This window comes from Shimwellia pseudoproteus, assembly GCF_016415625.1.
In the GTDB taxonomy this organism is placed as follows: Bacteria; Pseudomonadota; Gammaproteobacteria; order Enterobacterales; family Enterobacteriaceae; genus Shimwellia; species Shimwellia pseudoproteus.
Genome location: NZ_WBXP01000021.1, coordinates 46,307 through 70,290 on the forward strand (window position 1 = coordinate 46,307; position 23,984 = coordinate 70,290).

General features: G+C 55.8%; 23 protein-coding genes. 6 read left to right on the forward strand and 17 right to left on the reverse strand.

Annotation, left to right across the window (positions count from 1 at the left end):
• Window positions 1–17: 17 nt before the first annotated feature.
• The 12 genes from holB to yceD form a co-directional block, all read right to left on the reverse strand.
• A complete protein-coding gene (gene holB / locus F9C28_RS11155; protein WP_199015389.1) occupies window positions 18–1,025 on the reverse strand; it encodes a DNA polymerase III subunit delta' in 1,008 nt (335 codons plus the stop codon).
• Entirely contained in the window at window positions 1,025–1,663 is a 639-nt protein-coding gene (gene tmk, locus F9C28_RS11160) for a dTMP kinase (RefSeq protein WP_199015390.1), read from the reverse strand. Before tmk ends, holB begins: the two co-directional genes overlap by 1 nt.
• Window positions 1,653–2,675 carry a cell division protein YceG gene (gene yceG, locus F9C28_RS11165; RefSeq protein WP_199015391.1) on the reverse strand — a complete coding sequence of 341 codons (1,023 nt, stop codon included), beginning with the start codon at window positions 2,673–2,675 and terminating at the stop codon, window positions 1,653–1,655. Before yceG ends, tmk begins: the two co-directional genes overlap by 11 nt.
• 9 nt (window positions 2,676–2,684) lie before the next feature.
• Window positions 2,685–3,485, reverse strand: coding sequence for an aminodeoxychorismate lyase (pabC, locus tag F9C28_RS11170; RefSeq protein WP_199015392.1), 801 nt, complete (start codon window positions 3,483–3,485; stop codon window positions 2,685–2,687).
• 124 nt (window positions 3,486–3,609) lie between these two features.
• Window positions 3,610–4,851, reverse strand: coding sequence for a beta-ketoacyl-ACP synthase II (gene fabF / locus F9C28_RS11175; protein WP_199015393.1), 1,242 nt, complete (start codon window positions 4,849–4,851; stop codon window positions 3,610–3,612).
• Window positions 4,852–4,938: 87 nt separating this feature from the next.
• Window positions 4,939–5,175 (reverse strand): acyl carrier protein, encoded by a 237-nt coding sequence (gene acpP / locus F9C28_RS11180; RefSeq protein WP_000103754.1) that lies wholly within the window; start codon window positions 5,173–5,175, stop codon window positions 4,939–4,941.
• Window positions 5,176–5,449: 274 nt separating this feature from the next.
• Window positions 5,450–6,184 carry a 3-oxoacyl-ACP reductase FabG gene (gene fabG, locus F9C28_RS11185; RefSeq protein WP_199015394.1) on the reverse strand — a complete coding sequence of 245 codons (735 nt, stop codon included), beginning with the start codon at window positions 6,182–6,184 and terminating at the stop codon, window positions 5,450–5,452.
• Window positions 6,185–6,197: 13 nt separating this feature from the next.
• Window positions 6,198–7,127 carry an ACP S-malonyltransferase gene (gene fabD / locus F9C28_RS11190; RefSeq protein WP_199015395.1) on the reverse strand — a complete coding sequence of 310 codons (930 nt, stop codon included), beginning with the start codon at window positions 7,125–7,127 and terminating at the stop codon, window positions 6,198–6,200.
• Between the two features lie 17 nt (window positions 7,128–7,144).
• Entirely contained in the window at window positions 7,145–8,098 is a 954-nt protein-coding gene (locus tag F9C28_RS11195) for a beta-ketoacyl-ACP synthase III (RefSeq protein ID WP_199015396.1), read from the reverse strand.
• Between the two features lie 6 nt (window positions 8,099–8,104).
• Entirely contained in the window at window positions 8,105–9,139 is a 1,035-nt protein-coding gene (gene plsX / locus F9C28_RS11200; protein ID WP_199015409.1) for a phosphate acyltransferase PlsX, read from the reverse strand.
• A 73-nt stretch (window positions 9,140–9,212) separates the two neighbouring features.
• Window positions 9,213–9,386 (reverse strand): 50S ribosomal protein L32, encoded by a 174-nt coding sequence (gene rpmF / locus F9C28_RS11205; protein ID WP_002440227.1) that lies wholly within the window; start codon window positions 9,384–9,386, stop codon window positions 9,213–9,215.
• Between the two features lie 16 nt (window positions 9,387–9,402).
• Window positions 9,403–9,924: a 23S rRNA accumulation protein YceD gene (gene yceD, locus F9C28_RS11210; protein ID WP_199015397.1), complete on the reverse strand. Its 522-nt coding sequence runs from the start codon at window positions 9,922–9,924 to the stop codon at window positions 9,403–9,405.
• Window positions 9,925–10,064: 140 nt separating this feature from the next.
• Between yceD and F9C28_RS11215 the strand changes: the two genes are divergently transcribed.
• Window positions 10,065–10,649 (forward strand): Maf family protein, encoded by a 585-nt coding sequence (locus F9C28_RS11215; RefSeq protein ID WP_199015398.1) that lies wholly within the window; start codon window positions 10,065–10,067, stop codon window positions 10,647–10,649.
• A gap of 90 nt (window positions 10,650–10,739) precedes the next feature.
• Here the strand turns inward: F9C28_RS11215 and rluC are convergent, their stop codons facing one another.
• Entirely contained in the window at window positions 10,740–11,708 is a 969-nt protein-coding gene (gene rluC, locus F9C28_RS11220; RefSeq protein WP_199015399.1) for a 23S rRNA pseudouridine(955/2504/2580) synthase RluC, read from the reverse strand.
• A 574-nt stretch (window positions 11,709–12,282) separates the two neighbouring features.
• Here rluC and rne point away from each other — a divergent pair.
• Window positions 12,283–15,669, forward strand: a complete 3,387-nt coding sequence (rne, locus tag F9C28_RS11225) for a ribonuclease E (protein ID WP_199015400.1) — start codon at window positions 12,283–12,285, stop codon at window positions 15,667–15,669.
• A gap of 345 nt (window positions 15,670–16,014) precedes the next feature.
• On the opposite strand, the gene murJ is transcribed toward rne, so the two are convergent.
• The 4 genes from murJ to rimJ all read right to left on the reverse strand — a co-directional run bounded on the left by murJ (window position 16,015) and on the right by rimJ (window position 19,840).
• Window positions 16,015–17,550 carry a murein biosynthesis integral membrane protein MurJ gene (gene murJ / locus F9C28_RS11230; protein ID WP_199015410.1) on the reverse strand — a complete coding sequence of 512 codons (1,536 nt, stop codon included), beginning with the start codon at window positions 17,548–17,550 and terminating at the stop codon, window positions 16,015–16,017.
• A 112-nt stretch (window positions 17,551–17,662) separates the two neighbouring features.
• The gene (locus F9C28_RS11235; RefSeq protein ID WP_199015401.1) at window positions 17,663–18,586 is read right to left on the reverse strand and encodes a Gfo/Idh/MocA family protein; all 924 of its coding nucleotides are present in this window, start codon (window positions 18,584–18,586) and stop codon (window positions 17,663–17,665) included.
• Between the two features lie 3 nt (window positions 18,587–18,589).
• Complete coding sequence (locus F9C28_RS11240; protein WP_199015402.1) at window positions 18,590–19,240, reverse strand: YceH family protein; 651 nt, start codon at window positions 19,238–19,240, stop codon at window positions 18,590–18,592.
• A 15-nt stretch (window positions 19,241–19,255) separates the two neighbouring features.
• Window positions 19,256–19,840 carry a ribosomal protein S5-alanine N-acetyltransferase gene (gene rimJ, locus F9C28_RS11245; RefSeq protein ID WP_199015403.1) on the reverse strand — a complete coding sequence of 195 codons (585 nt, stop codon included), beginning with the start codon at window positions 19,838–19,840 and terminating at the stop codon, window positions 19,256–19,258.
• A gap of 253 nt (window positions 19,841–20,093) precedes the next feature.
• On the opposite strand from rimJ, the gene mdtH reads away from it, so the two are divergent.
• From mdtH to dinI, 4 genes are all read left to right on the forward strand, one after another.
• On the forward strand, window positions 20,094–21,302 hold the full coding sequence (gene mdtH / locus F9C28_RS11250) for a multidrug efflux MFS transporter MdtH (protein ID WP_199015404.1): 1,209 nt from the start codon (window positions 20,094–20,096) through the stop codon (window positions 21,300–21,302).
• Between the two features lie 119 nt (window positions 21,303–21,421).
• On the forward strand, window positions 21,422–21,982 hold the full coding sequence (locus F9C28_RS11255) for a lipoprotein (RefSeq protein WP_199015405.1): 561 nt from the start codon (window positions 21,422–21,424) through the stop codon (window positions 21,980–21,982).
• Window positions 21,983–22,120: 138 nt separating this feature from the next.
• The gene (gene pyrC, locus F9C28_RS11260; protein ID WP_199015406.1) at window positions 22,121–23,170 is read left to right on the forward strand and encodes a dihydroorotase; all 1,050 of its coding nucleotides are present in this window, start codon (window positions 22,121–22,123) and stop codon (window positions 23,168–23,170) included.
• An 81-nt stretch (window positions 23,171–23,251) separates the two neighbouring features.
• The gene (gene dinI / locus F9C28_RS11265; protein ID WP_199015407.1) at window positions 23,252–23,497 is read left to right on the forward strand and encodes a DNA damage-inducible protein I; all 246 of its coding nucleotides are present in this window, start codon (window positions 23,252–23,254) and stop codon (window positions 23,495–23,497) included.
• The last annotated feature ends 487 nt before the right edge of the window (window positions 23,498–23,984 follow it).

A 23,984-nucleotide genomic window follows, 5' to 3' on the forward strand; every position in this document is an offset into this window, starting at 1 on the left:
CTTTCAATAGTGGCGCGTTAAAAATAGGCGGCGGGGAGCGTCGCACCGGGTCGCATCCACTGTTCCCAGCGTAATAGCAACTCCGTTAGCATCAGCTCCCGGTTAAGGCCGGGAACATCACGCAACTGTTCGCGGCACTGGAATAAATGATGCAATACCGCCTGAATCACTGACTCAGGCATCATTGAGCATAGCTGCTGGATAAGGTCCCGGGCATCCGCATTGGTGAGCCAGGAGACCGCCCCGCGCTGCATTTTGAGCGCGTCCAGCAGTAAGGTACTGATCCAGTGAAGGGACTCGACAACATGATCGTCATTCAATTGCCCGGCAAGCAGCAGTAAATCTTGCTGTTGCAGAGCATCCTGGACCTTTACCCACAGCCCGGCGCGCCGTTTCCAGTTTTCCGGCTGCAACAGGGTTAACGCCGCCCCCGGCGCCCCCATACTCAGACGCAGCGCCGTCTGCAATTGCAGAGGATCTTGGGGGTTCTCCCGGGCCAGCCAGGCCTGCGCGTAATGTTCATCCGGGGGGGAGAGATACCAGTACAGGCAGCGGCTGCGCAGGGTTATCAGTAAACGGGCCGGTTCCCGGCAGCCGAGGAAGAACCAGCAGTTCTCCGGCGGTTCCTCAAGGGTTTTCAGCAGCGCATTGGCGGCGGACTCGGTCAGGCACTCCGCATCCGGGATCCAGACAATACGGGCCCCGCCCCGGCCAGAACGGCTGTAAAGCTTCTCCGTCACGTGGCGAATCGGATCAACCCCCAGGGATGATTTACCTTTCTCCACCACCACCTGGTGGTAATCCGGATGGGTTCCGGCCTGCATCAACTGGCAGCCCCGGCAGTGTCCGCAGCTTTTATGACCGTCAGGTTGCTCACACATTAGCCAGCGGCAGATGGCGTAGATCAACGCATCATCCCCCATCCCCGGTAATGCATGCATCAGCAGCGCATGGTGCGCCCGCCCGGCTTGATACTGGCCAATCAACTGTTCAAATGCCGGGCGCAGCCACGGATACCAGCGCATCAGGCTTGCCCCTGCACCCAGTCCACCAGCAACTGACGAATATTCTGGCTAACCTGCTCAAGAGGCTGCGTCGCGTCAATGGTCTGAATGCGCGTGTCCGCCGCGGCCAGGGCCTGGTAGCGTGCCCGGGTACGGTTAAAGAAATCCAGAGACTCTTGCTCAATACGGTCCAGTTCACCCCGTGCCCGGGCGCGACGCAGCCCCACTTCCGGGGTAACGTCCAGATAGATAGTCAGGTCGGGATAAAAATCGCCCAGCACCGTGTCGCGTAACGTGGCCAGCATATGGGGATCGATCTGACGGCCACCGCCCTGGTAGGCCTGGGTGGACAGATCGTGACGATCGCCCACCACCCAGGCACCGCGCGCGAGAGCGGGCTTGATCACCGTCTCCACCAGTTGCACCCGGGCGGCATAAAACATCAGCACTTCGGCGTGATCAGTTATCACTTCATCACCGGTGGATTTAATGTCGAGGATAAGGCTGCGTAACTTCTCCGCCAGCACGGTCCCGCCCGGTTCACGGGTTTCAACAATATCGGTAATCCCCTGCGCCCGCAGAGTGTCAATCACCAGACTGCGGGCACTGGTTTTCCCTGAGCCTTCTAGCCCTTCGATGACGATAAATTTACTGCGCATCTTTGTCCTTAAGAACCTGAATGTAACTGCGAACAGCCTTGTTGTGGTCGTTCAGATTGGTGCTGAAAGTATGCCCCCCTTTGCCGTCCGCCACAAAGTAAAGCCAGTTACTTTTTGCCGGATGGGCCGCCGCATCCAGTGATGCCGGGCTCGGGATCGCAATGGCGCCGGGAGGCAGGCCATCGATCACGTAGGTATTGTAAGGCGTTGGGGTTTCCAGATCTTTACGGGTGATATTCCCGCGATAGTGCTCACCCATACCGTAGATAACCGTCGGATCAGTTTGCAGCCGCATCCCTATCCGCAGGCGGTTAATAAAGACCGAGGAAACCAGATCCCGCTCGCCGGCAACGGCAGTTTCTTTTTCGATAATCGAGGCCATGGTCACCAACTGCTGCTGATCTTTATAGGGCAGATTATCCATGCGGTCTTTCCACACCGCATCAACCGCTTTTACCATCCGCTGATGGGCCCGTTTCATCAGGGCAACATCGGTGGTGTTGGCGGTATACAGCCAGGTATCCGGATAGAACCACCCTTCCACCTGCTCCGGGCCGGTAAGGCCAAGGGCGCTAGCCAGGGTACGGTAGCTATCGTCTTTCAGCGTGTGTTTGATGTAGGGCGCGGCGCGCAGCTGTTCCAGCCAGTCGCTGACCCGCATCCCCTCAACCAGACGTAGCGGGAACTGCGCCTCTTTGCCACTGGCCAGCAGCGTCATCATGGCCCGCACCGACATGTCCGGGGTCAAACGATAAGTGCCTGCTTTAAAGTGGGACAGTCCGGGTTCAATTTTCAATAGCCACTGGAATACCCGCGGGCGGTTAATGATTTTTTCGTTATACAGCTGCTCGCCCAGCGCCAGTCGTCCGGTACCGGGTTTCAGGGTGAAAATCGTCTCGTCGCGAATTAACAGCGGACTGTCCGCCAGGCGGTGCACCTTCCACATCCCCACCCCGGCAGCCAGCCCAAGCGCCACCAGAATCAGCAGGAAGAAATAAAGCATCTTTTTCATGAAATCGTCTTACTCACAAAGCGGGGCCAAAAAATCATACAGTTGCCGGTCAGTATAATGGTGCTCGCCAATGCGTTTTACCGGAATAATCGGCATTAGCGCATTACAGATAAATACTTCATCCGCCTGGGCCAGCGTGGCGGCCGGTTCGCGTACTTCCTCAACCGTCCAGCCGCCGTACCGCAGGCGGGCAATAATATGCTGGCGCATGGTGCCATCCACCCCGGCCAGCGCCAGGTCCGGGGTATATACCCTGTGGTTTTTACGCCAGAATAAATTAGCCGCACAGCATTCCACCAGCATACCGTCACTGTCAAGAACCAGCGCCTCTGGCGCGTGTATCTGCTCAAGATGCGAACGAATCAGCACCTGCTCCAGGCGGTTAAGGTGTTTTATCCCCGCCAGGGCCGGGTTACAGCCCATACGGATCGGGCTGAGTACCAGCGTAATCCCCTGCTGCTGCCACTGAGCATAGTGGCCTGGCACACCCGACACCGAGAGTATCCGCCGCGGCATATCGCACCCGTGCGCGCTGTAACCCCGGCCACCGCTTCCCCGGGTGATAACCACTTTCAGGGTGCCGGTGCCCTGATCCCGGGCCAGGGTCTGCATTTCATCCGCCAGGATAACGCTGTCCGGCTGCGGGATCCCCAGACGCTGGCAGCCCGCCAGCAAGCGAGCCAGGTGGCGTTCAATAAACCGCACCTGGCCATGAAGGATCCGTGCGGTGGTAAAGCAGCCATCGCCGAACTGCAGGCCACGATCACTGGCGGGAACCGTCTCCTGCCACGCACCATTAATCAGATACATCAGGACTCCTGTGGTCGGGAAAATGACATGTCGGGCCCGGTAAGTATGACGGAACCTGTATTGCAGGAACAAGGGGGGATAAAACAGAAAAGGCCCGCAGCGCGGGCCTTAAAGAGACCGGCAATCAGACCTTTTTAAAGATCAAAGAGCCGTTAGTGCCACCGAAACCAAAGGAGTTACACAGGGTATATTCCATGCCGGACACCTGGCGCGCTTCGTGCGGGACGAAGTCCAGGTCACAACCCTCAGACGGGTTATCCAGGTTAATGGTCGGCGGTACAGCCTGGTCGCGCAACGCCAAAATAGAGTAAATAGACTCTACTGCACCCGCAGCGCCCAGCAGATGGCCGGTCATTGATTTGGTGGAGCTGACCAGCACACGGCTTGCCGCATCACCAAATACGGATTTAACTGCCTGCGCTTCGGCTTTGTCGCCTGCCGGGGTAGAGGTCCCGTGAGCGTTAACATAACCGACCTGACCCGGCGTAATACCGGCATCACGCAGTGCATTCGTCATCGCCAGTGCAGCACCTTTGCCGTCTTCCGGCGGTAACGTCATGTGGTAAGCGTCACTGCTCATCCCGAAGCCAACAACTTCAGCATAAATTTTCGCGCCGCGTTTTTTGGCGTGTTCGTACTCTTCCAGTACCAGCATACCGGCACCGTCACCGAGGACGAAGCCATCACGATCTTTATCCCACGGGCGGCTTGCTGCCTGCGGATTGTCGTTACGGGTAGAGAGTGCGCGAGCTGCGCCAAAACCACCGACACCTAACTCAGTGCTGGCTTTTTCCGCACCACCTGCCACCATGGCATCGGCATCACCGTAAGCGATAATACGCGCCGCATGACCGATGTTGTGTACGCCTGAAGTACAGGCTGTCGCCACGGAGATGCTCGGACCACGCAGACCAAACATGATAGTCAGATGACCTGCCACCATATTGACGATAGTAGACGGAACGAAGAAGGGACTGATTTTACGCGGACCGCCTCTCATCAGCGCGCCGTGGTTTTCTTCAATTAACCCCAGGCCACCAATGCCGGAACCAATTGCAGCACCAATGCGATGTGCGTTTTCTTCAGTAATTTCCAGGCCAGAATCCTGCATGGCCTGTACGCCAGCGACAATTCCATATTGAATGAAGGCATCCATTTTGCGCTGTTCTTTGCGCGAAATGATGTCATCACAGTTAAAATCCTTTACTAAGCCAGCAAATTTCGTTGCAAAGGCGCTAGTATCGAAATGGTCGATCAGGCTGATGCCACTCTGACCGGCAAGGAGAGTTTTCCAGTTGGACTCTACGGTATTGCCGACAGGAGACAACATGCCCAGTCCGGTCACAACTACACGACGCTTAGACACGTTTGTCCTCCAGGGAGGGATAAATAGACACTAGTGGGGCAAATTAAAAAAACTCAGGCGGTCGAATGACCGCCTGGAGATGTTCACTTACGCCTGGTGGCCGTTGATGTAATCAATGGCAGCCTGAACGGTGGTGATTTTCTCAGCTTCTTCGTCCGGAATCTCAGTATCAAACTCTTCTTCCAGAGCCATTACCAGCTCAACGGTGTCAAGAGAATCAGCGCCCAGATCTTCAACGAAGGAAGCATTGTTGGTAACTTCTTCCTGCTTAACGCCCAGCTGTTCGCCAATGATTTTCTTAACGCGCTCTTCGATAGTGCTCATACTCTTAAATTTCCTATCAAAACTCGCTTTCGCGATGGTTTTCGTAGTGTATAAAATGTTGAAAAAGTTGCAACTAAATCCCGGCAGTTCTTACCACGATTTTACGCTATTTTGAGACTAATCGCCCCGATAACGCAAATAAAATTCTTCCGATTCCCAATAAAAGCCGAATTAAGTCGCTAAAAATCATCAACATTGCTTATTTTCTGCACGAAAATAGCCTGATAATGATTCACCCGACACTAGCCCGACGGGGAGGCGAAAGACATCGTGATTAGACCATATACATTCCGCCGTTGACGTGCAGCGTTTCACCAGTGATGTAACTTGCGTCGTCAGAAGCTAAAAATGCAACCGCATTGGCGATTTCCTGCGCCTCGCCGAGGCGATTAGCAGGAACCTGCGCCAGAATACCCGCACGCTGATCATCAGACAGCGCACGCGTCATGTCCGTTTCAATAAAACCCGGAGCAACAACGTTTACAGTAATCCCGCGGGACGCAACTTCACGTGCCAGAGACTTACTGAAACCGATCAGGCCCGCTTTCGCCGCAGCGTAGTTTGCCTGACCAGCATTCCCCATGGTGCCAACCACAGAACCAATGGTGATAATCCGGCCATGACGCTTCTTCATCATAGCTCGCATTACTGCTTTTGACAGACGGAAAACCGATGACAGATTGGTTTCCAGAATGTCGTTCCACTCGTCGTCCTTCATGCGCATCAGCAAATTATCGCGAGTGATACCGGCATTATTTACCAGAATATCAACTTCGCCAAACTCTGCGCGAATATTTTCCAGAACGGATTCAATGGATGCCGGTTCGGTCACATTCAGCAGCAGACCTTTGCCATTTGCGCCCAGATAATCACTGATAGCCTGGGCGCCATTTTCACTGGTCGCCGTACCGATAACTTTTGCGCCACGGGCCGCAAGGGTCTGCGCAATCGCCCGTCCGATACCGCGGCTTGCGCCGGTTACCAGTGCAATTTTCCCTTCAAAATTCATGGTGTTCCTCGTTTTATTGCTCAAGCGCCGCAGACAGGCTTGCCGGCTCGTTAATTGCCGTTGCTGTCATGGTGTCAACAATACGTTTGGTCAGGCCAGTCAGCACTTTACCCGGGCCCGCTTCCAGTAGCTGGGTCACGCCCTGCCCGGCCATAAATTCAACACATTTGGTCCACTGGACCGGGCTATACAGCTGGCGAACCAGCGCATCGCGGATAGCGTCCGGGGCGGTTTCACATTTAACGTCAACGTTATTTACCACCGGAATCTGCGGGGCGCTGAAGGTCATTTTTTGCAGTTCAGCCGCCAGTTTTTCAGCCGCTGGCTTCATCAGCGCACAGTGGGACGGCACGCTCACCGGCAGCGGCAGCGCACGTTTGGCCCCGGCGGCTTTACAGGCAGCACCGGCACGCTCTACCGCGTCTTTATTGCCGGCGATAACCACCTGGCCCGGAGAGTTAAAGTTCACCGGAGAAACCACCTGCCCATCGGCTGCGTCTTCACAGGCTTTGGCAATCGCGGCATCATCAAGGCCGATAATGGCATACATCGCGCCAGTGCCCGCAGGCACGGCATCCTGCATAAATTTGCCGCGCAGTTCAACCAGGCGCACCGCGTCCGCGAAATTCATCACCCCGGCGCACACCAGCGCAGAGTATTCACCCAGGCTATGGCCCGCCATCATGGCCGGTGTTTTACCGCCACGCTGCTGCCAGACACGCCAGATAGCCACAGACGCCGCCAGCAGCGCCGGCTGCGTGTGCCAGGTTTTATTCAGTTCTTCTGCCGGCCCCTGTTGAGACAGCGCCCACAGATCGTAACCCAGCGCGTCAGATGCTTCACGGAAAGTCGCTTCCACTACCGGGTTTTCAGCAGCCAGATCCGCCAGCATGCCGACACTCTGAGAGCCCTGCCCCGGGAAAACAAATGCAAATTGCGTCATGTTTTAGTCTCTGTTAATCAAAAACGGACCAGCGCCGAACCCCAGGTGAATCCACCACCGAAGGCTTCCAGCAGAATCAGCTGGCCACGCTGAATGCGGCCATCGCGAACCGCTTCATCCAGTGCCGCAGGCACCGAGGCCGCAGAGGTATTACCGTGACGATCAAGCGTAACCACCACTTTTTCCATCGGCATACCCAGCTTTTTCGCGGTGGCGCTAATAATACGTAAATTCGCCTGATGAGGGACCAGCCAGTCCAGTGCGCTGCGCTCCATGTTATTGGCGGCCAGCGTCTCATCAACGATATGTGCCAGCTCAGTCACTGCCACTTTAAAGACTTCATTCCCCGCCATCGTCAGATAAGTGGGGTTTTCCGGGTTCACCCGATCTTTGTTCGGCAGCGTCAGCAGTGAACCGTAGCGGCCATCGGCATGCAGATGCGTGGAGATAATACCGGGCTCTTCAGACGCCCCCAGTACTACGGCACCCGCGCCATCACCAAACAGGATCAGGGTGCCTCTATCTTCCGGGTCCAGGGTCCGCGCCAGTACGTCAGCGCCGATCACCAGCGCGTTTTTCACCGCACCGGATTTAATATATTGATCGGCCACGCTCAGTGCATAGGTAAAGCCCGCACAGGCGGCCGCGATATCAAATGCCGGGCAACCGGTAATTTCCAGCATGGCCTGAATCTGGCAAGCCGCGCTGGGGAACGCGTGGGTGGCTGAGGTGGTGGCGACAATGATCAGGCCAATAGACGATTTATCCACCCCGGCCATATCGAGGGCACGCAGTGCCGCCTGATATCCCATGGTTGAGACGTTATCTTGCGGGCCCGCAATCCGGCGTTCACGAATGCCTGTCCGGGTAACGATCCACTCGTCGGTGGTCTCTACCATTTTTTCAAGGTCGGCGTTAGTCCGTACCATCTCGGGCAGATAGCTGCCCGTACCAATAATCTTCGTATACATGTACGCTCAGTCACTCCTGGGTAATACAGATTCCAGACGCGCAGCTATCCTGACCGGAACTTGCCGTCGCACTGCCTGCACTGCCTGTTCAATCGCGACCGCAAAAGCTCGCTGATTCGCCGCACCGTGGCTCTTGACCACAGTGCCGCGCAATCCTAACAGACAGGCGCCATTATACTGGTCGGGGTTGAGGTGACCGAATCGCCTGGTCAGTCGCTTTTGTAACCAACGCGTCAACAATAGTAGCCACCACGCCCTTTTTTTCCCCTCCCCCTGTGACTTCAGGAGCGAAAGGAACATCCTGACAACACCTTCCATTGTTTTTAACGTGACGTTACCGACAAACCCATCACATACCAGCACATCGGTTTTCCCGGTCAACAGTTCGTTGGCCTCAAGGTAGCCAATATAATTTATAGAAGGCATTGTTTTAAGCAATGCGGCTGCATCGCGGATGCTGTCCAGTCCCTTTGTTTCTTCCTCGCCAATATTCAGTAGCGCAACGCGGGGATGGTCAATGCCGACCACTTCCTCCGCCAGCACCGAGCCCATAATGGCAAATTGTGCCAGCATCGTGCTGTCGCACTCCACGTTGGCTCCCAGGTCGAGGACAACCGTTTTTCCTTTCTGCTGGTGCGGCAGTACCGTCACCAGCGCCGGGCGGACAATACCGTCAATCGGCTTTAACAGCCGCCTGGCCAGCCCCATCAATGCACCGGTATTCCCTGCACTGACACAGGCTTCAGCCCGCCCTTCTTTGACCAGCTCCAGCGCGATCCGCATCGATGTTCCGCGACTGTTGCGGATAGCATGAGACGGCCGGGCATCACTTGCAATAACTGACTCGGCGGGAACAACCTGTAACCGTGACCGCTGTTCAAAATCAGCTCTGGCAAGTAATGGTGTGATGGCGTCGGGGTCGCCGACTAACAGAAGGCTTAACTGGGAATCAGAATCCAGCGCCTGCAATGCAGCAGGCACTGTCACGGTGGGACCAAAATCCCCACCCATGGCATCTAACGCAAGGGTTAGACGTGTCAAGATATCGCCCAAGTATGCATTATCCCCGGCAAGCCGGGGACAAGACACTAAGCGTAATCACGCAACCGCGTGATTACTTAGCGATAACTTTACGGCCGCGGTAGAAACCGTCAGCAGTAATGTGGTGACGCAGATGGGATTCACCAGAAGTCTTGTCTACAGACAGGCTGGTTACTGCAGTCAGGGCGTCATGAGAACGACGCATGCCACGTTTGGAACGAGTTGGTTTATTCTGTTGTACGGCCATGGACCTTACTCCTCAATTACTTTTGCTTTAAACTGGCTAATACGGCAAATGGGTTTGGTTTTTTTGCCTCATCTGGCAGTTCACCAAAGACCATGTCCGCCTCGGACACTTCACAGTGTTCAGAATCATGCACCGGAACCACTGGTAAGGAGAGAATGATTTCATCCTCAACCATTGCCAGAAGATCGATTTCACCGAACTCGTTAACCTCGATCGGCTCATACGCTTCCGGGAGTGCCTCAGCCTGCTTGTCATTGGCAATCGGACTGAAACAATACTGCGTATAGACCTGGTGCGGAAACGGTTTCCCGCAGCGCTCACAGCGCAACGTTACCGCCACCTTTGCATCACCGTTAATCACGGCAAGGCGCTGGTTGTCGATAGCGAAGTTCATGGAGCACTCCACATCACTGTCTACGCTGACAACAGATTCGGCCACGCGCTCAACCTGAGCCTGGGTATAAATACCCTGGTAATCAAGGCGTTTTTGAGCGGTACGAACCGGATCAAGTGTCAGGGGTAATTTTACTTTTTGCATAGGGCGCGCATATTAACGTTGTAGCGGGATATAGTCAAAGAAAAAGGCGGTACCGCACGCCTTTTGCCAATTATTCGCACACATTGCGGTGCACAGTTTAAAATGCCTGATACCAATACGCTATATGTGGCTGTAAAAATATGAAACCGATAATCCTGGCGTCCACCTCGCCTTTTCGCCGCACCCTGCTGGAAAAGCTGGGGCTCCCCTTCCAGTGCGCCGCCCCGGAGGTGGATGAAACGCCCCGCCCCGGTGAAGACGCACGCCATCTGGTGCAGCGCCTGGCTCAGGCGAAAGCGCAGGCCCTGAGCCATCAGTTCCCGGCACATCTGATTATTGGCAGTGATCAAGTTTGTGTTATCGATAATAACATTACCGGCAAACCCCACAGCGAGGAAAACGCCATCGCGCAATTAAGTAAGGCGCGCGGAAAAATAGTCACTTTTTATACCGGGCTGGCGCTTTTTAATTCAGAAAATGGTCAATTACAATGCGAAGTAGAACCCTTTGATGTGCATTTTCGCCATCTGACCGACGAAGAAATCATCAATTATATTCGCAAAGAACAACCGCTACAGTGCGCCGGCAGTTTTAAAAGTGAGGGGCTGGGTATTACCTTGTTTAACCGGCTGGACGGGCGCGACCCAAACACCCTGGTCGGGTTACCGCTTATCGCCCTGTGCGCCATGTTGCGCAAAGCGCACTGCAACCCACTGCTGGGCTGATATTTTACGCGCCTGTTCCCAGCGGCGACAAAAAAGGCGGCGCCGGGCGCCGCCTTAATCATGTTGCTGTCTCAGCACTGCCGCCCGGGTTTACGCCCCTTTGGCTGACTTACGTAACGTCTGGAGGCAGCGTTTGAGTTTGTCGTCCAGCGGCGCTTCAATGCGCAGCGTCTCGCCGGTTTGCGGATGCTGGAAGCGTAACGCGGCCGCGTGCAGGAATAAACGATCTAACCCGGTTCCGGCCTCGCTCAGTTGCTTATCAAACTCACGCTCCCCGTAGCGATCATCAAACGCAATCGGGTGCCCGGCATGCAGCGTGTGCACGCGGATCTGGTGGGTCCGCCCGGTTACCGGGCTACAGCGCATCAGGGTGGCGAACGCATAGCGCTCCTCAACCTTAAAACGGGTCTCTGAGGGTTTCCCTTCGCTGCTGACCCGGACAATACGCTCACCGCTCTGGAGAATATTTTTCAGCAGCGGCGCCTGTACCACTTTAATGTGGGACGGCCACTGCCCGCGCACCAGGGCGAGATAATCTTTTTGCATCCCCTTCTCGCGCAGCTGTTCATGTAATGACCGCAGCGCCGAGCGCTTTTTCGCCACCAGCAGTACGCCGGAGGTATCGCGGTCCAGACGGTGAACCAGCTCCAGGAAGCGTGCTTCCGGGCGCAGGGCCCGCAGCCCTTCAATCACCCCAAAACTCAGCCCACTGCCGCCGTGTACCGCAGTCCCGGAGGGTTTGTTCAGCACCAGAATGTAGTCATCCTCATAGAGAATCACGTCATTGAGCGCCGCCACCTTCTGCAGATGCGGCGATACCGCCTGATCATCACGCTCGGCCACGCGCACTGGCGGAATGCGCACTTCATCCCCGTCCTGCAATTTATATTCGGGTTTGATGCGTTTTTTGTTAACCCGCACTTCTCCCTTACGAAGAATGCGGTAAATCATACTCTTGGGCACCCCCTTTAACTGGGTGCGCAAAAAGTTGTCGATGCGTTGCCCCGCTTCATCGGCGGAAATAGCAACAAAAGTTACGGATTGCGTCTCTGTTTTCATGGGCGGCGATTCTAAATTTACCTGCTCAATAGCGCTACTTCTTTTTATATGCTTATATTGTTGTTCACAGGGTTTTACTACAGCGGAACTGTACATTTTGTGTGTTATTCACTCACACAAGATCGGGCAGTGAAAAAACTGTGCAAAACCGTGTGATAAATGGCAAAAGTGAACTTGCTATAACAAGGTATGCAGTGGAATAATGTGTCAGTTTTCCGCGTTACCGCTTGTTAATCACAAGGAAATTTGCGGAATTGCCAATTTTGCCTGTCTATTCAGCTACGCAGCAATGGCGTAAGACGTTATGAATTTCAGGCAGTTAGCGGGCTGCGGGTTGCAGCCTAACCGGTAAATGGAATCTTATCTGGTGAAATAACACCCAGAATATTCCGAGGACTTAATAGCACTGTTTTTCCGTTTGAATTACAGGCTGCCGATACTTTGCGCCTCCATGCAAGCGACAACCGTGAGGTTGACGACTTTGCGAATAGTCACGAGGCCATCGGTCAATTCCCGGTCAGCGTCATCTTGCCCGCAGCTTTGTCGTCAATGTAAGAATAATGAGTAAGTTACGATGAAAAGAATGTTAATTAACGCAACTCAGCAGGAAGAGTTGCGTGTCGCCCTTGTTGATGGGCAACGCCTGTATGATCTGGATATTGAAAGCCCGGGTCATGAACAGAAAAAAGCGAACATCTACAAAGGCAAAATTACCCGTATTGAACCCAGCCTTGAGGCCGCATTCGTAGATTACGGTGCTGAGCGTCACGGTTTCCTCCCGCTAAAAGAGATTGCCCGCGAATACTTCCCGTCTAACTATTCTTCCCACGGTCGTCCCAATATTAAAGACGTGCTGCGTGAAGGCCAGGAAGTCATCGTCCAGATCGATAAAGAAGAACGCGGCAACAAAGGCGCGGCATTAACAACCTTTATCAGTCTGGCAGGCAGCTATCTGGTGCTGATGCCAAACAACCCGCGTGCTGGCGGTATCTCACGCCGCATTGAAGGTGATGACCGTACCGAATTAAAAGAGGCGCTGGCGTCTCTGGAAGTGCCGGACGGTATGGGCCTGATTGTCCGCACCGCCGGTGTGGGTAAATCCGCAGAAGCACTGCAGTGGGATTTAAGCTTCCGCTTAAAACACTGGGAAGCTATCCAGAAAGCCGCCGAAAGCCGCCCGGCCCCGTTCCTGATCCATCAGGAAAGTAACGTTATCGTGCGCGCCTTTCGCGACTACCTGCGCCAGGACATCGGTGAAATTCTTATCGATAATCCGAAGATCCTCGAACTGGCCCGCCAGCATATCGCGGCGCTGGGTCGCCCGGACTTCAGCAGCAAAATCAAACTGTACACCGGTGAAATCCCGCTGTTCAGCCACTACCAAATCGAATCCCAGATTGAATCCGCCTTCCAGCGCGAAGTGCGTCTGCCGTCCGGTGGCTCTATTGTTATCGACAGCACCGAAGCACTGACCGCTATTGATATCAACTCCGCCCGGGCTACCCGCGGTGGCGATATCGAAGAAACTGCATTCAATACCAACCTTGAAGCGGCAGATGAAATTGCCCGCCAGCTGCGTCTGCGTGACCTTGGCGGTCTGATTGTTATCGACTTCATTGATATGACCCCGGTTCGTCACCAGCGCGCGGTTGAAAACCGCCTGCGTGAAGCGGTACGCCAGGATCGCGCCCGTATTCAGATTAGCCATATCTCGCGCTTTGGTCTGCTGGAGATGTCCCGCCAGCGCCTGAGCCCGTCCCTTGGCGAATCCAGCCATCACGTCTGCCCACGCTGTAGCGGCACCGGCACCGTCCGCGATAACGAGTCCCTGTCGTTATCTATTCTGCGCCTGATCGAAGAAGAAGCGCTGAAAGAAAACACCAATGAAGTGCATGCCATTGTCCCGGTGCCGATTGCCTCTTACCTGCTGAACGAAAAACGTGAAGCGGTAAGCGCCATTGAACAGCGCCAGGGCGGTGTTCGCTGCATCATCGTGCCGAACGATCAGATGGAAACCCCGCACTACCACGTGCTGCGGGTACGCAAAGGCGAAGAGATCAAAGCCCTGAGCTATAAACTGCCGCAGATCCACGAAGAGGCAATGGCCCAGGAAATCGACGAACCTCAGGCCGAACGTAAATTACCGGAAGAGCCTGCACTGGCCGCCTTTATTATGCCAGAAGCGCCGCCGATGCCGGACGACGCCGCCGCCAAACCGGCAGCCGCGAAAGCAGCCGCCCCTACCGCCGCCGCCGCCCCGGCACAGCCAGTAGCACCGGGCTTGTTCAGCCGCTTCTTTGCCGCGCTGAAACGCCTGTTTGCCGGCAGTGAACCTGCGGTTGTGGAAACACCGGTAGAAGAAGTTAAAGCCCCGCCGGCTGAACCTCGCCAGCCGGAGCGCCGCGATCGCAACAACAACCGTCGCGACCGCAACAACAACCGCCGCGATCGTAATGACCGCAGCAACCGTGAAGATCGCGATAACCGTGATTCCCGGGATAACCGCGATAACCGTTCAGAACGTCAGGACACCCGCGAGCCCCGTGAAAATCGTGAATCCCGCGAAGAAAATCGCCGTAACCGCCGTCAGTCCCAGCAGCAGAATGGTGATACCCAGCAGCAGAATCGCCAGACCGTAACAGCGGACGATCAGGAAAAACCGCGTGAGCAGCAGCCGCGCCGCGAACGCAATCGCCGCCGCAGTGATGAAAAACGTCAGGCTCAGCAGGAAGTCAAAGCCCTGCAGCGTGATGATGCTGCCGCACCGCAGAACACCGCACCACAGGAAGCCGCTGTTGCGGAAGAACGTGTGCAGGTGATGCCGCGCCGTAAGCCGCGCCAGCTGACGCAAAAAATCCGCTTTGCCAGTGAAGCACAACCTGCCGGCGCAGCTGAGCAGAACCTGCCGCAGAACGCGCCTCAGGAAGTTCGCGCCCTGCCAACGGTGAAACCGGTTGACCCTTCCGTCCTCCCGGCGGTGGTTGTGGCCAGTGAGGAACACGCGGACAACGCGGATAGCCGTGGCGATAACGCCGGTATGCCGCGCCGTTCACGCCGTTCTCCGCGCCATCTGCGGGTTAGCGGCCAGCGCCGTCGTCGTTACCGTGACGAACGTTATCCGACCCACTCCCCGATGCCGTTAAGTGTCGCCTGTGCGTCTCCTGAGCTGGCCTCGGGTAAAGCCTGGATCCACTACCCGATCACCACCGGGCATCAGGAACAGGATATTGTCGAAACGGTTAACGAGCAGCCCATCGTCCTGCCAGCCAGCCACAGTGTTGATAGTGCGGCGGCGGTAGAAACCCGTCATCCTGAGGTGATCTCAGCCCCGGCAGAACAACAGCCGCAGCTGATTGCCAGTGAAGAGGTTGCCACGGCTGAAGAGGTTGCCCGCCAGGCAACCGACGCACAGCCAGCGCCAGCCGCTGAACCTGCGGTAACGGAACCAGTAGTAACGGAGCCCGTTGTATCTGAACCCGCAGCCGCTGAGCCTGTTGTGGCTGAGCCCGTAGTAACTGAACCCGTAGTAACTGAACCTGCCGTGGCTGAACCCGCAGCGGTTGAACCGGCCACCGTTGAGCCTATCGCGGCTGAACCGGTTGTGGCTGAGCCTGCCGCCGTAGCGCCGGTTAGCGCGGATGTGGTTGTTGCCGATACTGCTGAACCGGAACGGGCACAGCCAGCCCCCCAGGCAGCGGCAAGCACAGCGCCTGCAGTGGCCCCGGCTGACACCCGCGACACCGCACCGGCAGCCAGCGTTGCGGCACCGGTGGTTGGCGCCCGCGAGCTGCACGGCCTGGCCAGTGCACCGATGACGAAAGCACCGGCACCGCAGTATGTCCCTGAGGCCCCGCGCCACAGTGACTGGGTACGCCCGGCGTTTGATTTTGACGGTAAAGGCAGTGCCGGTGGCCATAGCGCTACCCGCCAGGCCAGCGCCCCGGCAGGAAAACCGCAGTAAGGTTATCCTGCCCGTCATCGCAAAAACCGGTCTGTTTACAGGCCGGTTTTTTTTTGCCTCAATAGCCGTGCCGACATCCCGCTACGGCATACAGACACAGCCAGAGCAGCCAGCAACCCAGGATTAAGTACAGACACCGTAAGGGATAACACCAGGAGAAGCAGCCCGGGCGCGAGGACGGCAAAGCGAGGTAACGGGAGGGCAAAGCGAGGTAACGGGAGGGCAAAGCGAGGTAACGGGAGAGCGATAAAACAACCAGCGCCAGACGGCAGAGGTGACTTAACAACGGCAACCCGGGGGCAATAAAACAAGCAGGGCCAGCCATAGCCAGCCCTGAAACGTAGATTACAGCGTACGGCGGGCGAACTCTTTCACCCGGAACCCTAACAGCGCCAGGGTAGCAAAGTAAGCCGCCACACCGGCAATCACCACCCCCAGCAAACGCAGCACGCGCCATAGCATGCCCCCCGTCGCCCAGTCAGGCATCACCTGCATCACACCCAGCAATACCGCGGCCATCACCAGCACGGCAACAATCAACCGCACCAGGAAACTGCGCCAGCCGGGCTGAGGCTGGAAAATATCCTGCTTACGCAACTGCCAGTACAGCAGACCGGCATTCAGGCACGCCGCCAGGCCGATAGACAGTGATAAACCGGCATGTTTCAGCGGGCCGATAAACGCCAGGTTCATTAACTGGGTCATGATCAGCGTCACAATCGCGATTTTCACCGGAGTTTTAATGTCCTGACGGGAATAGAACCCCGGGGCCAGCACTTTCACCACAATCAGCCCCATTAATCCCACCGAATAAGCAATCAAGGCTCGCTGGGTCATGGCGGCGTCAAACGCGGTGAATTTCCCGTACTGGAACAGGGAGATAGCCAGCGGCCCGGACAGGATCCCCAGCGCCACCGCACTGGGCAACGCCAGCAGGCAGCAGAGGCGCAGCCCCCAGTCCATCAGGCGGTTGTACTCATCATGGTTGCCGCTGGCGAAACTTTTTGACAGCGACGGCAGCAGAATAGTCCCCAGCGCCACGCCCAGCACCCCGGAAGGAAACTCCATCAGGCGATCGGCGTAGTACATCCAGGAGACCGAACCGGACACCAGGAAAGAAGCGAAAATGGTGTTAATAATTAACGAGATCTGGCTAACAGAAACCCCGAGGATCGCCGGCCCCATCTGTTTAACCACCCGCATGGCCCCGGCATCTTTAAAGTTGATGCGCGGCAATACCAGCATGCCGATTTTTTTCAGATGCGGCAGCTGATAAAACAACTGCAACACCCCACCGACGGTCACCGCCCAGGCCAGCGCCATCACCGGCGGGTGAAAATACGGCGCGCCAAACAGCGCAAAACCGATCATGCTGATATTCAAAAACGTCGGCGCAAATGCCGGTACCGAGAAACGGTTCCAGGTATTAAGGATCGCCCCGGCCAGAGAGGCCAGTGAAATCAGTAAAATATACGGAAAGGTCACCCGCAATAACTGGGTGGTCAGCTGGAATTTATCGGCGGTATCGGCAAACCCCGGTGCCGTTACCATGATAACCCAGGGGGCGGCCAGCATCCCCAGCACCGTAACAATGGCCAGCGCCAGGGTCAGTAAGCCAGAAACATAGGAGACAAATACCCGGGTAGCCTCTTCCCCTTGCTTACTTTTGTATTCGGCGAGGATCGGAACAAATGCCTGAGAAAATGCCCCCTCAGCAAAAATACGCCGCAGTAAATTAGGCAGCTTAAACGCAACAAAAAAGGCATCTGTGGCCATTCCGGCCCCAAAAATCCTTGCCACAATGGCATCACGGGCAAAACCGAGCACCCGCGAAAACATCGTCATCGAGCTGACCGCAGCCAGCGATTTCAGTAAGTTCATTATCGTTATATCCATAACACAGACGCCTGCAATGCAGGCGTCTGGTCTATTTCGCGAAGCGCTTAGTCTACCCAACCGCAGCAGAAATTCTACTGTCAGTTGTTACAGGACATTATTCACTCATGGCTTCGCGCCATAATCGCTCCACCAGACTTTGGGCCAGGATGGCCTGCTCCCCCGAGGTTTGCGGGGCGGTCTGGTTGGTTACGCAATCAATAAAGTGATGAGCACAGCCCTCAAACCCACGCTGGGCAAGGGTTGTCTGCCAGCTGGCTACCGGCTGCTGCGTGATAATCCCGCCTTGTTCGCACTGCCAGTCGCGCATATCGGTCACGTTATAGACCGCACCGTCCGTGACCAGTTGCACCGTTTCCCGCTGGCTCCCGGCGCGCCGGTGCATCACGGTGGTTATCTGCCGGTGGTCACAGGCGAAATGGTGCTCGGCAAACAGCATTTCACCCTCATCATTGGTTTGCAGCGTACCGCTTTGTAAATGGGCCGGTTCGCCGCCCAGCCACAGGGCGGTATCAATCACATGCAGATAATCATCCAGCAACGTAAAGCGCAGATCCTGCGGCCCCACGCTGTCGGTACGGTGTTTATCCATGCGCAGCGACGCGGCCCCGTCCATCTGGGTTTTCAGTGTCTGGTAAAGCGGTGCAAAACGGCGGTTAAACCCGACCATCAGCGCCAGTTTACGTCGGCTGGCCATCTCCACCAGCCGCACCGCGTCACTCAGGCTTTCCGCCAGGGGCTTATCCACACAGACATGCACCCCGGCCTGTAACAGCTCGCTGACCACCGCATAATGGCTGGCGGTACTGGTATGGACGAATACCGCATCACACTGGGCCGCCAGGCTGGGTAAATCCCCCACGCACGGGATTCGATAGCCGGCACACACCGCCTGGGCCTTTTGCTGGTTCAGTGACCAGGCCCCCACCACCTGCCAGTTACGGGCGTTCGCCACCACAGGCAACCAGGCTTTTTGTGCAATATTTCCTAATCCAACCACCCCGACCCGCAATACGCCCATCCGTTATCCCTCTTGCCGCGCCAGTAATTGCGCCAGTTGTTGTTTCAGTTCCGCCACCTCATCTTCCAGTTGGGCCACCCGTCCGGCAAGGGTGCCATCCTCTGCCGGGGCGTCATTCAGCGCCGCTGGCAAGGTGGTGTCCGGCTCGCCGCAGAACAGATGCTGGTAGCGGCTTTCCCGCTTGCCGGCCTCCCGGGGTAAGCGCACCACATACGGCCCATCTTCCCGGCAGGCCAGGCCGCTGAGTGTCGCTTCAACATCGGCCATATCACTAAAATCACACATCCGGGCGGCCCGGGTCCGTAGCTCGCCGGGGGTTTGCGGCCCGCGCAACAGCAGCGTGGTAACGATAGCCACCTCAGCCTCAGATAATTTCAGATCACCAAATTCTGAGTTACAAAAGCGCTGCTCGTATTTTGTTACCCGGTTACCAAAACCACTGACGGTGCGCAGATAGTGACGTTTAACCAGCGCATCAAGCACGTTCTGCACCTGTTGTTCTGATAAATTCATCACCGGCTCGCGGTTGGTCTTCTGGTTACACGCGGTGACCACGGCATTCAGGGAAAGGGGATATTGATCCGGCGTGGTGACTTGTTTCTCCATCACACAGCCGATGATCCGGGCTTCTACATCCGTTAACTGGTACTTCATTATGTCTCCTTGAGCTTAACGACCCGCTATCCAGCCCGGGGTGGTCAGCGCTGTCAACACGTGATCACGCCAGACACCGTCAATCAACAGGTAGTCTTTGGCATAGCCTTCTTTTTCAAACCCCAGCCGGGCCAGCAAATCACCACTGCGCTGATTGTGCGGCATATAGTTAGCCATGATGCGGTGGATATGCTGGGTGCGTTGCATATAGCGAATAGCGGACTGTAATGCCTCAAACATCATCCCCTGCCCCTGGTGCTTTTCACTCAGCGAATACCCGAGGTAGCAGGCATGAAACGAGCCGCGCACCACATTAGAAAAGTTAGCCCCCCCAATGATGGTTTTTTCTTCCGGGTCCAGTAAAGCGAAATAAAAGGCACTGCCCTGTTTATGTAATTCATTAATGAGTGATAACCGCGCCTGCCAGCCAGAGGGATAACAGTGGCTTTCATCGCGCACCGGTTCCCAGGGTTTAAGAAACTGGCGGTTCTCACTGTAGTAATCGGCCAGGCGCCATGCGTCCCTGTCGTGGATCAGACGCACCACTAACCGGTCAGTGACCAGACGAACTTTTGGTACGTTATTACGATAGCCGAACATCTTAACTCTACTCCTTATGGGCTGTCCCGCTGACAGGCCCGTACCTCAGGTTTTGTATAGTATTCAATATACCAGGCACAATGGCTTTCAGGAAAACATGATGGCAGTAATTATTATCTGATCACCCTTTTCGATTAATCCTGTCAATCAAGCCGACTTTTCGATGAAAAAATCTTGTCAGTTGCCCTGCATGAAAATACCGCATATCAGGGTAATATAGGTGTTTCCCTCCTTTTTATATTCAGGAACCAGCATGGCCCCGGTATCACAGGCGAGAAGCCTGGGTAAATATTTTCTATTACTCGACAATATGCTCGTGGTACTCGGCTTTTTTGTGGTGTTTCCGCTGATCTCTATCCGTTTTGTTGACCAGATGGGCTGGGCCGCCCTGATGGTGGGGATTGCGCTCGGCCTGCGCCAGCTGGTGCAGCAGGGGCTGGGGATTTTTGGCGGCGCCATTGCTGACCGCTTCGGCGCCCGGCCAATGATCGTCACCGGCATGCTGTTGCGCGCGGCGGGGTTCGCCACAATGGCGATTGCTCATGAACCCTGGCTGTTGTGGCTCTCCTGCGTGCTTTCCGGCCTCGGGGGGACGCTATTTGATCCTCCCCGGGCCGCGCTGGTGGTTAAGCTGGTTCGCCCCCATGAACGCGGGCGGTTCTTCTCGCTGCTGATGATGCAGGACAGCGCCGGAGCGGTGATTGGCGCTCTGCTGGGCAGCTGGCTGCTTAATTATGACTTCCGCCTGGTGTGCGGCACCGGTGCGGTGTTGTTTATGATCTGCGCCGGGGTTAACGCCTGGCTGCTGCCGGCCTATAAGCTGTCCACCATCCGCACCCCGCTGCGGGAAGGGATGGGCCGGGTACTCAGTGACCGCCGTTTTGTCACCTATGTCCTAACCCTGGCCGGTTATTACATGCTGGCGGTCCAGGTGATGCTGATGCTGCCTATCATGGTGAACGAAATCGCCGGTTCACCGGCGATGGTGAAATGGATGTACGCCATTGAGGCCACCCTATCACTGACCTTGCTGTACCCCATCGCCCGCTGGAGTGAAAAACATTTTCGTCTTGAGCAACGGCTAATGGCCGGTTTGCTTATCATGTCATTAAGTATGTTACCGATTGGCCTGACCAGCACTATCCAGCAATTATTCACCCTGATTTGTCTGTTTTATATTGGGTCAATTATTGCCGAACCCGCCCGGGAAACCCTGGGAGCGTCGCTGGCGGACGCCCGCGCCCGGGGCAGTTATATGGGCTTCAGCCGCCTGGGGCTGGCCATTGGCGGGGCGCTGGGGTACGCCGGTGGCGGCTGGCTGTATGACACCGGAAAAACGCTGCAACAGCCGGAGCTTCCCTGGGCCATGCTGTCTGCCATTGGCCTGCTCACCCTGCTGGCGCTGGGGTGGCAGTTCTCCGCCCGTCGCCAGCCAGGGAAGATCCCTGAACCAGGGAATTAATGCGCTTTTCTATTGTCTGACAACGGCAGGAGATGCTGAAGGGGATGTTCAGCATCGTGCTTTTTCGTCCCTGTAATATAAGATAAATTTGCCAGAAATAACGGATGCCCGGAGTAAACATGACGCGTTTTTTTATCGCCGCAGTATTAATGATCAGTGGTCTGCTGGTGGGTTGTAACCAACTGACCCAATACACCGTTAGCGAACAGGAGATAAACCAGGCGCTGGCAAAACAGAACAATTTCTCACGCGATATTGGGGTTCCCGGGCTGGCCAATGCCCATATCACCCTGCGCAATCTGACCAGCCAGATAGGCCGCAGCGAGCCCGATAAAATCACCCTGACCGGCAATGCCGATCTGGATATGACCTCGCTGTTTGGTAATCAAAAAGCGCAAATCGCCTTAACCATGCGGGCACACCCGGTATTTAATAAAGAACAAGGGGCGGTCTACCTGCAGGAGATGGAAGTCACCAACGCGGACGTGAAACCGGAAAAAATGCAGGCGGTGTTACAGACTATCACCCCATATCTGAACCAGGCGCTGCGTAATTACTTTAACCAGCAACCGGCCTATGTGCTGAGTGACGATCGCAGTAAAGGCGAGGCACTGGCGAAGAAATACGCTCAGGGGCTGGAAGTGAAACCCGGTCAAATCATCATTCCGTTTGTAAACTAACCCTCACGCGGGGGCCATTCCCCCGCGTTTTTCAGCGCATTTTCCCCAGAAAGGCGTGCAAAGGAAAACGTTTACGCTTATCCTTAGTGCCCGGCAAAAAACAGCCATAACTGTCTCTCTTACGCCGGAGCTCACCCGATGACCGTTTTCTCCCAGGTTCTAAAAATCCGCCGCCCAGATGACTGGCATATTCACCTGCGCGATGGCGAGATGTTAAACGCCGTTGTGCCCTGGACCAGTGCCCATTATGGCCGCGCTATTGTCATGCCCAATCTGGTGCCCCCGGTCACGACTGTGGAGGCTGCCATTGCCTACCGCCAGCGTATCCTTGACGCGGTCCCTGCCGGGCACCAGTTCGAACCACTGATGACCTGTTACCTGACCGACACACTGAACCCCGATGAGCTGGAACGCGGCGCACAACAGGGGGTCTTCACGGCGGCCAAACTGTATCCGGCCAACGCCACGACGAACTCCAGCCACGGCGTGACCAGCATTGATGCCATTATGCCGGTGCTGGAGCGGATGGAAAAAATCGGTATGCCGCTGCTGGTACACGGTGAAGTGACCCACGCCGAGGTCGATATTTTTGACCGCGAAGCGCGCTTTATTGACAGCGTCATGGAACCCCTGCGCCAGCGCCTGCCTGGTCTGAAGGTGGTATTCGAACATATCACCACCCGGGAAGCAGCCCAGTACGTCCGTGACGGTAACGCACTGATCGGCGCCACCATTACCCCACAGCACCTGATGTTCAACCGTAACCATATGCTGGCGGGCGGTATCCGCCCTCACCTGTACTGCCTGCCCATCCTGAAACGCAATATCCACCAGCAGGCATTGCGCGAGCTGGTGGCCAGCGGTTGCGATCGGGTCTTCCTCGGTACCGACTCTGCCCCCCACGGAAGGCTGCGTAAAGAGGCCAGCTGCGGCTGCGCCGGCTGCTTTAATGCCCCGACCGCACTGGGGGCGTATGCCACCGTCTTTGAGGAGATGGACGCCCTGAAACATCTGGAAGGCTTCACCTCAGTTAACGGCCCGCGTTTCTACGGCCTGCCGCTCAATGACGGTGTTATTACCCTACAGCGCGTGGCAGTCACCGTCCCGGCAGAGATCCCCGCCGGCGACGATAGCGTGGTGCCTTTCCTGGCCGGTGAGAGTATTGCCTGGTCCGTTGCCGACGCCTGATCCCGCCCGGTACCACAGAGTGCTTGCTAACATCCGGAGATAACTGTATAAATATACAGTTATCTTTTTCCGGAGGTCATCATGCGTATTGAGGTCACTATTGCCAGAACCACTACCCTGCCCCCCGGGGCGGTAGATGCGCTGAGCCAGGAGCTCACCCGCCGTATCAGCCATCAGTATCCAGACGCCGAGAACCATGTCCATGTGCGCTATGCCGGCAGCAATAACCTGTCAGTAACCGGTGGCGGCAAAGAAGACAAAGCGCGTATCAGCGAAATCCTGCAAGAAACCTGGGAAAGCGCCGACGACTGGTTTTTTCAGTCCTGATCCGCGCAGCACACTGAACGAACGGTGTTTTGCTCCGTATCATAACCAGCTATCACTCTGGAATTACGTTCGTTCTTTTTTTGCCGGGCACGCCGCCCGGCCTTTTTCATTTAACCCGCATTATTTTTATCATTCCGCGCTTTTTAATATTTCTTTTTTCCCGAAATGATTCACAATTAAACAAGTAAAAAGAATCAGTGCGCATTTTATGCACAGCGCTGCGCCCCATTCCCCCGGGGATAGTTCATTTGTCAATCAGAATAATAATTAATCAGCGGCCATTCCCCAGACTATTTCTTTCCCGCGTACCGGCATTCTCTGATATAATTACGTTGCTTCTGAAGAAAATGCATTAAACCTCGCTGTCGTTGTCATTAACACGTATTAAGGGGCTTTGTTGAATAAATCAGATTTCGGGTAAGTCTCCCCCGTAGCGGGTTGTGTTTTCAGGCAATACGCACACTTTCAGGCATACCTGCTTTCGTCA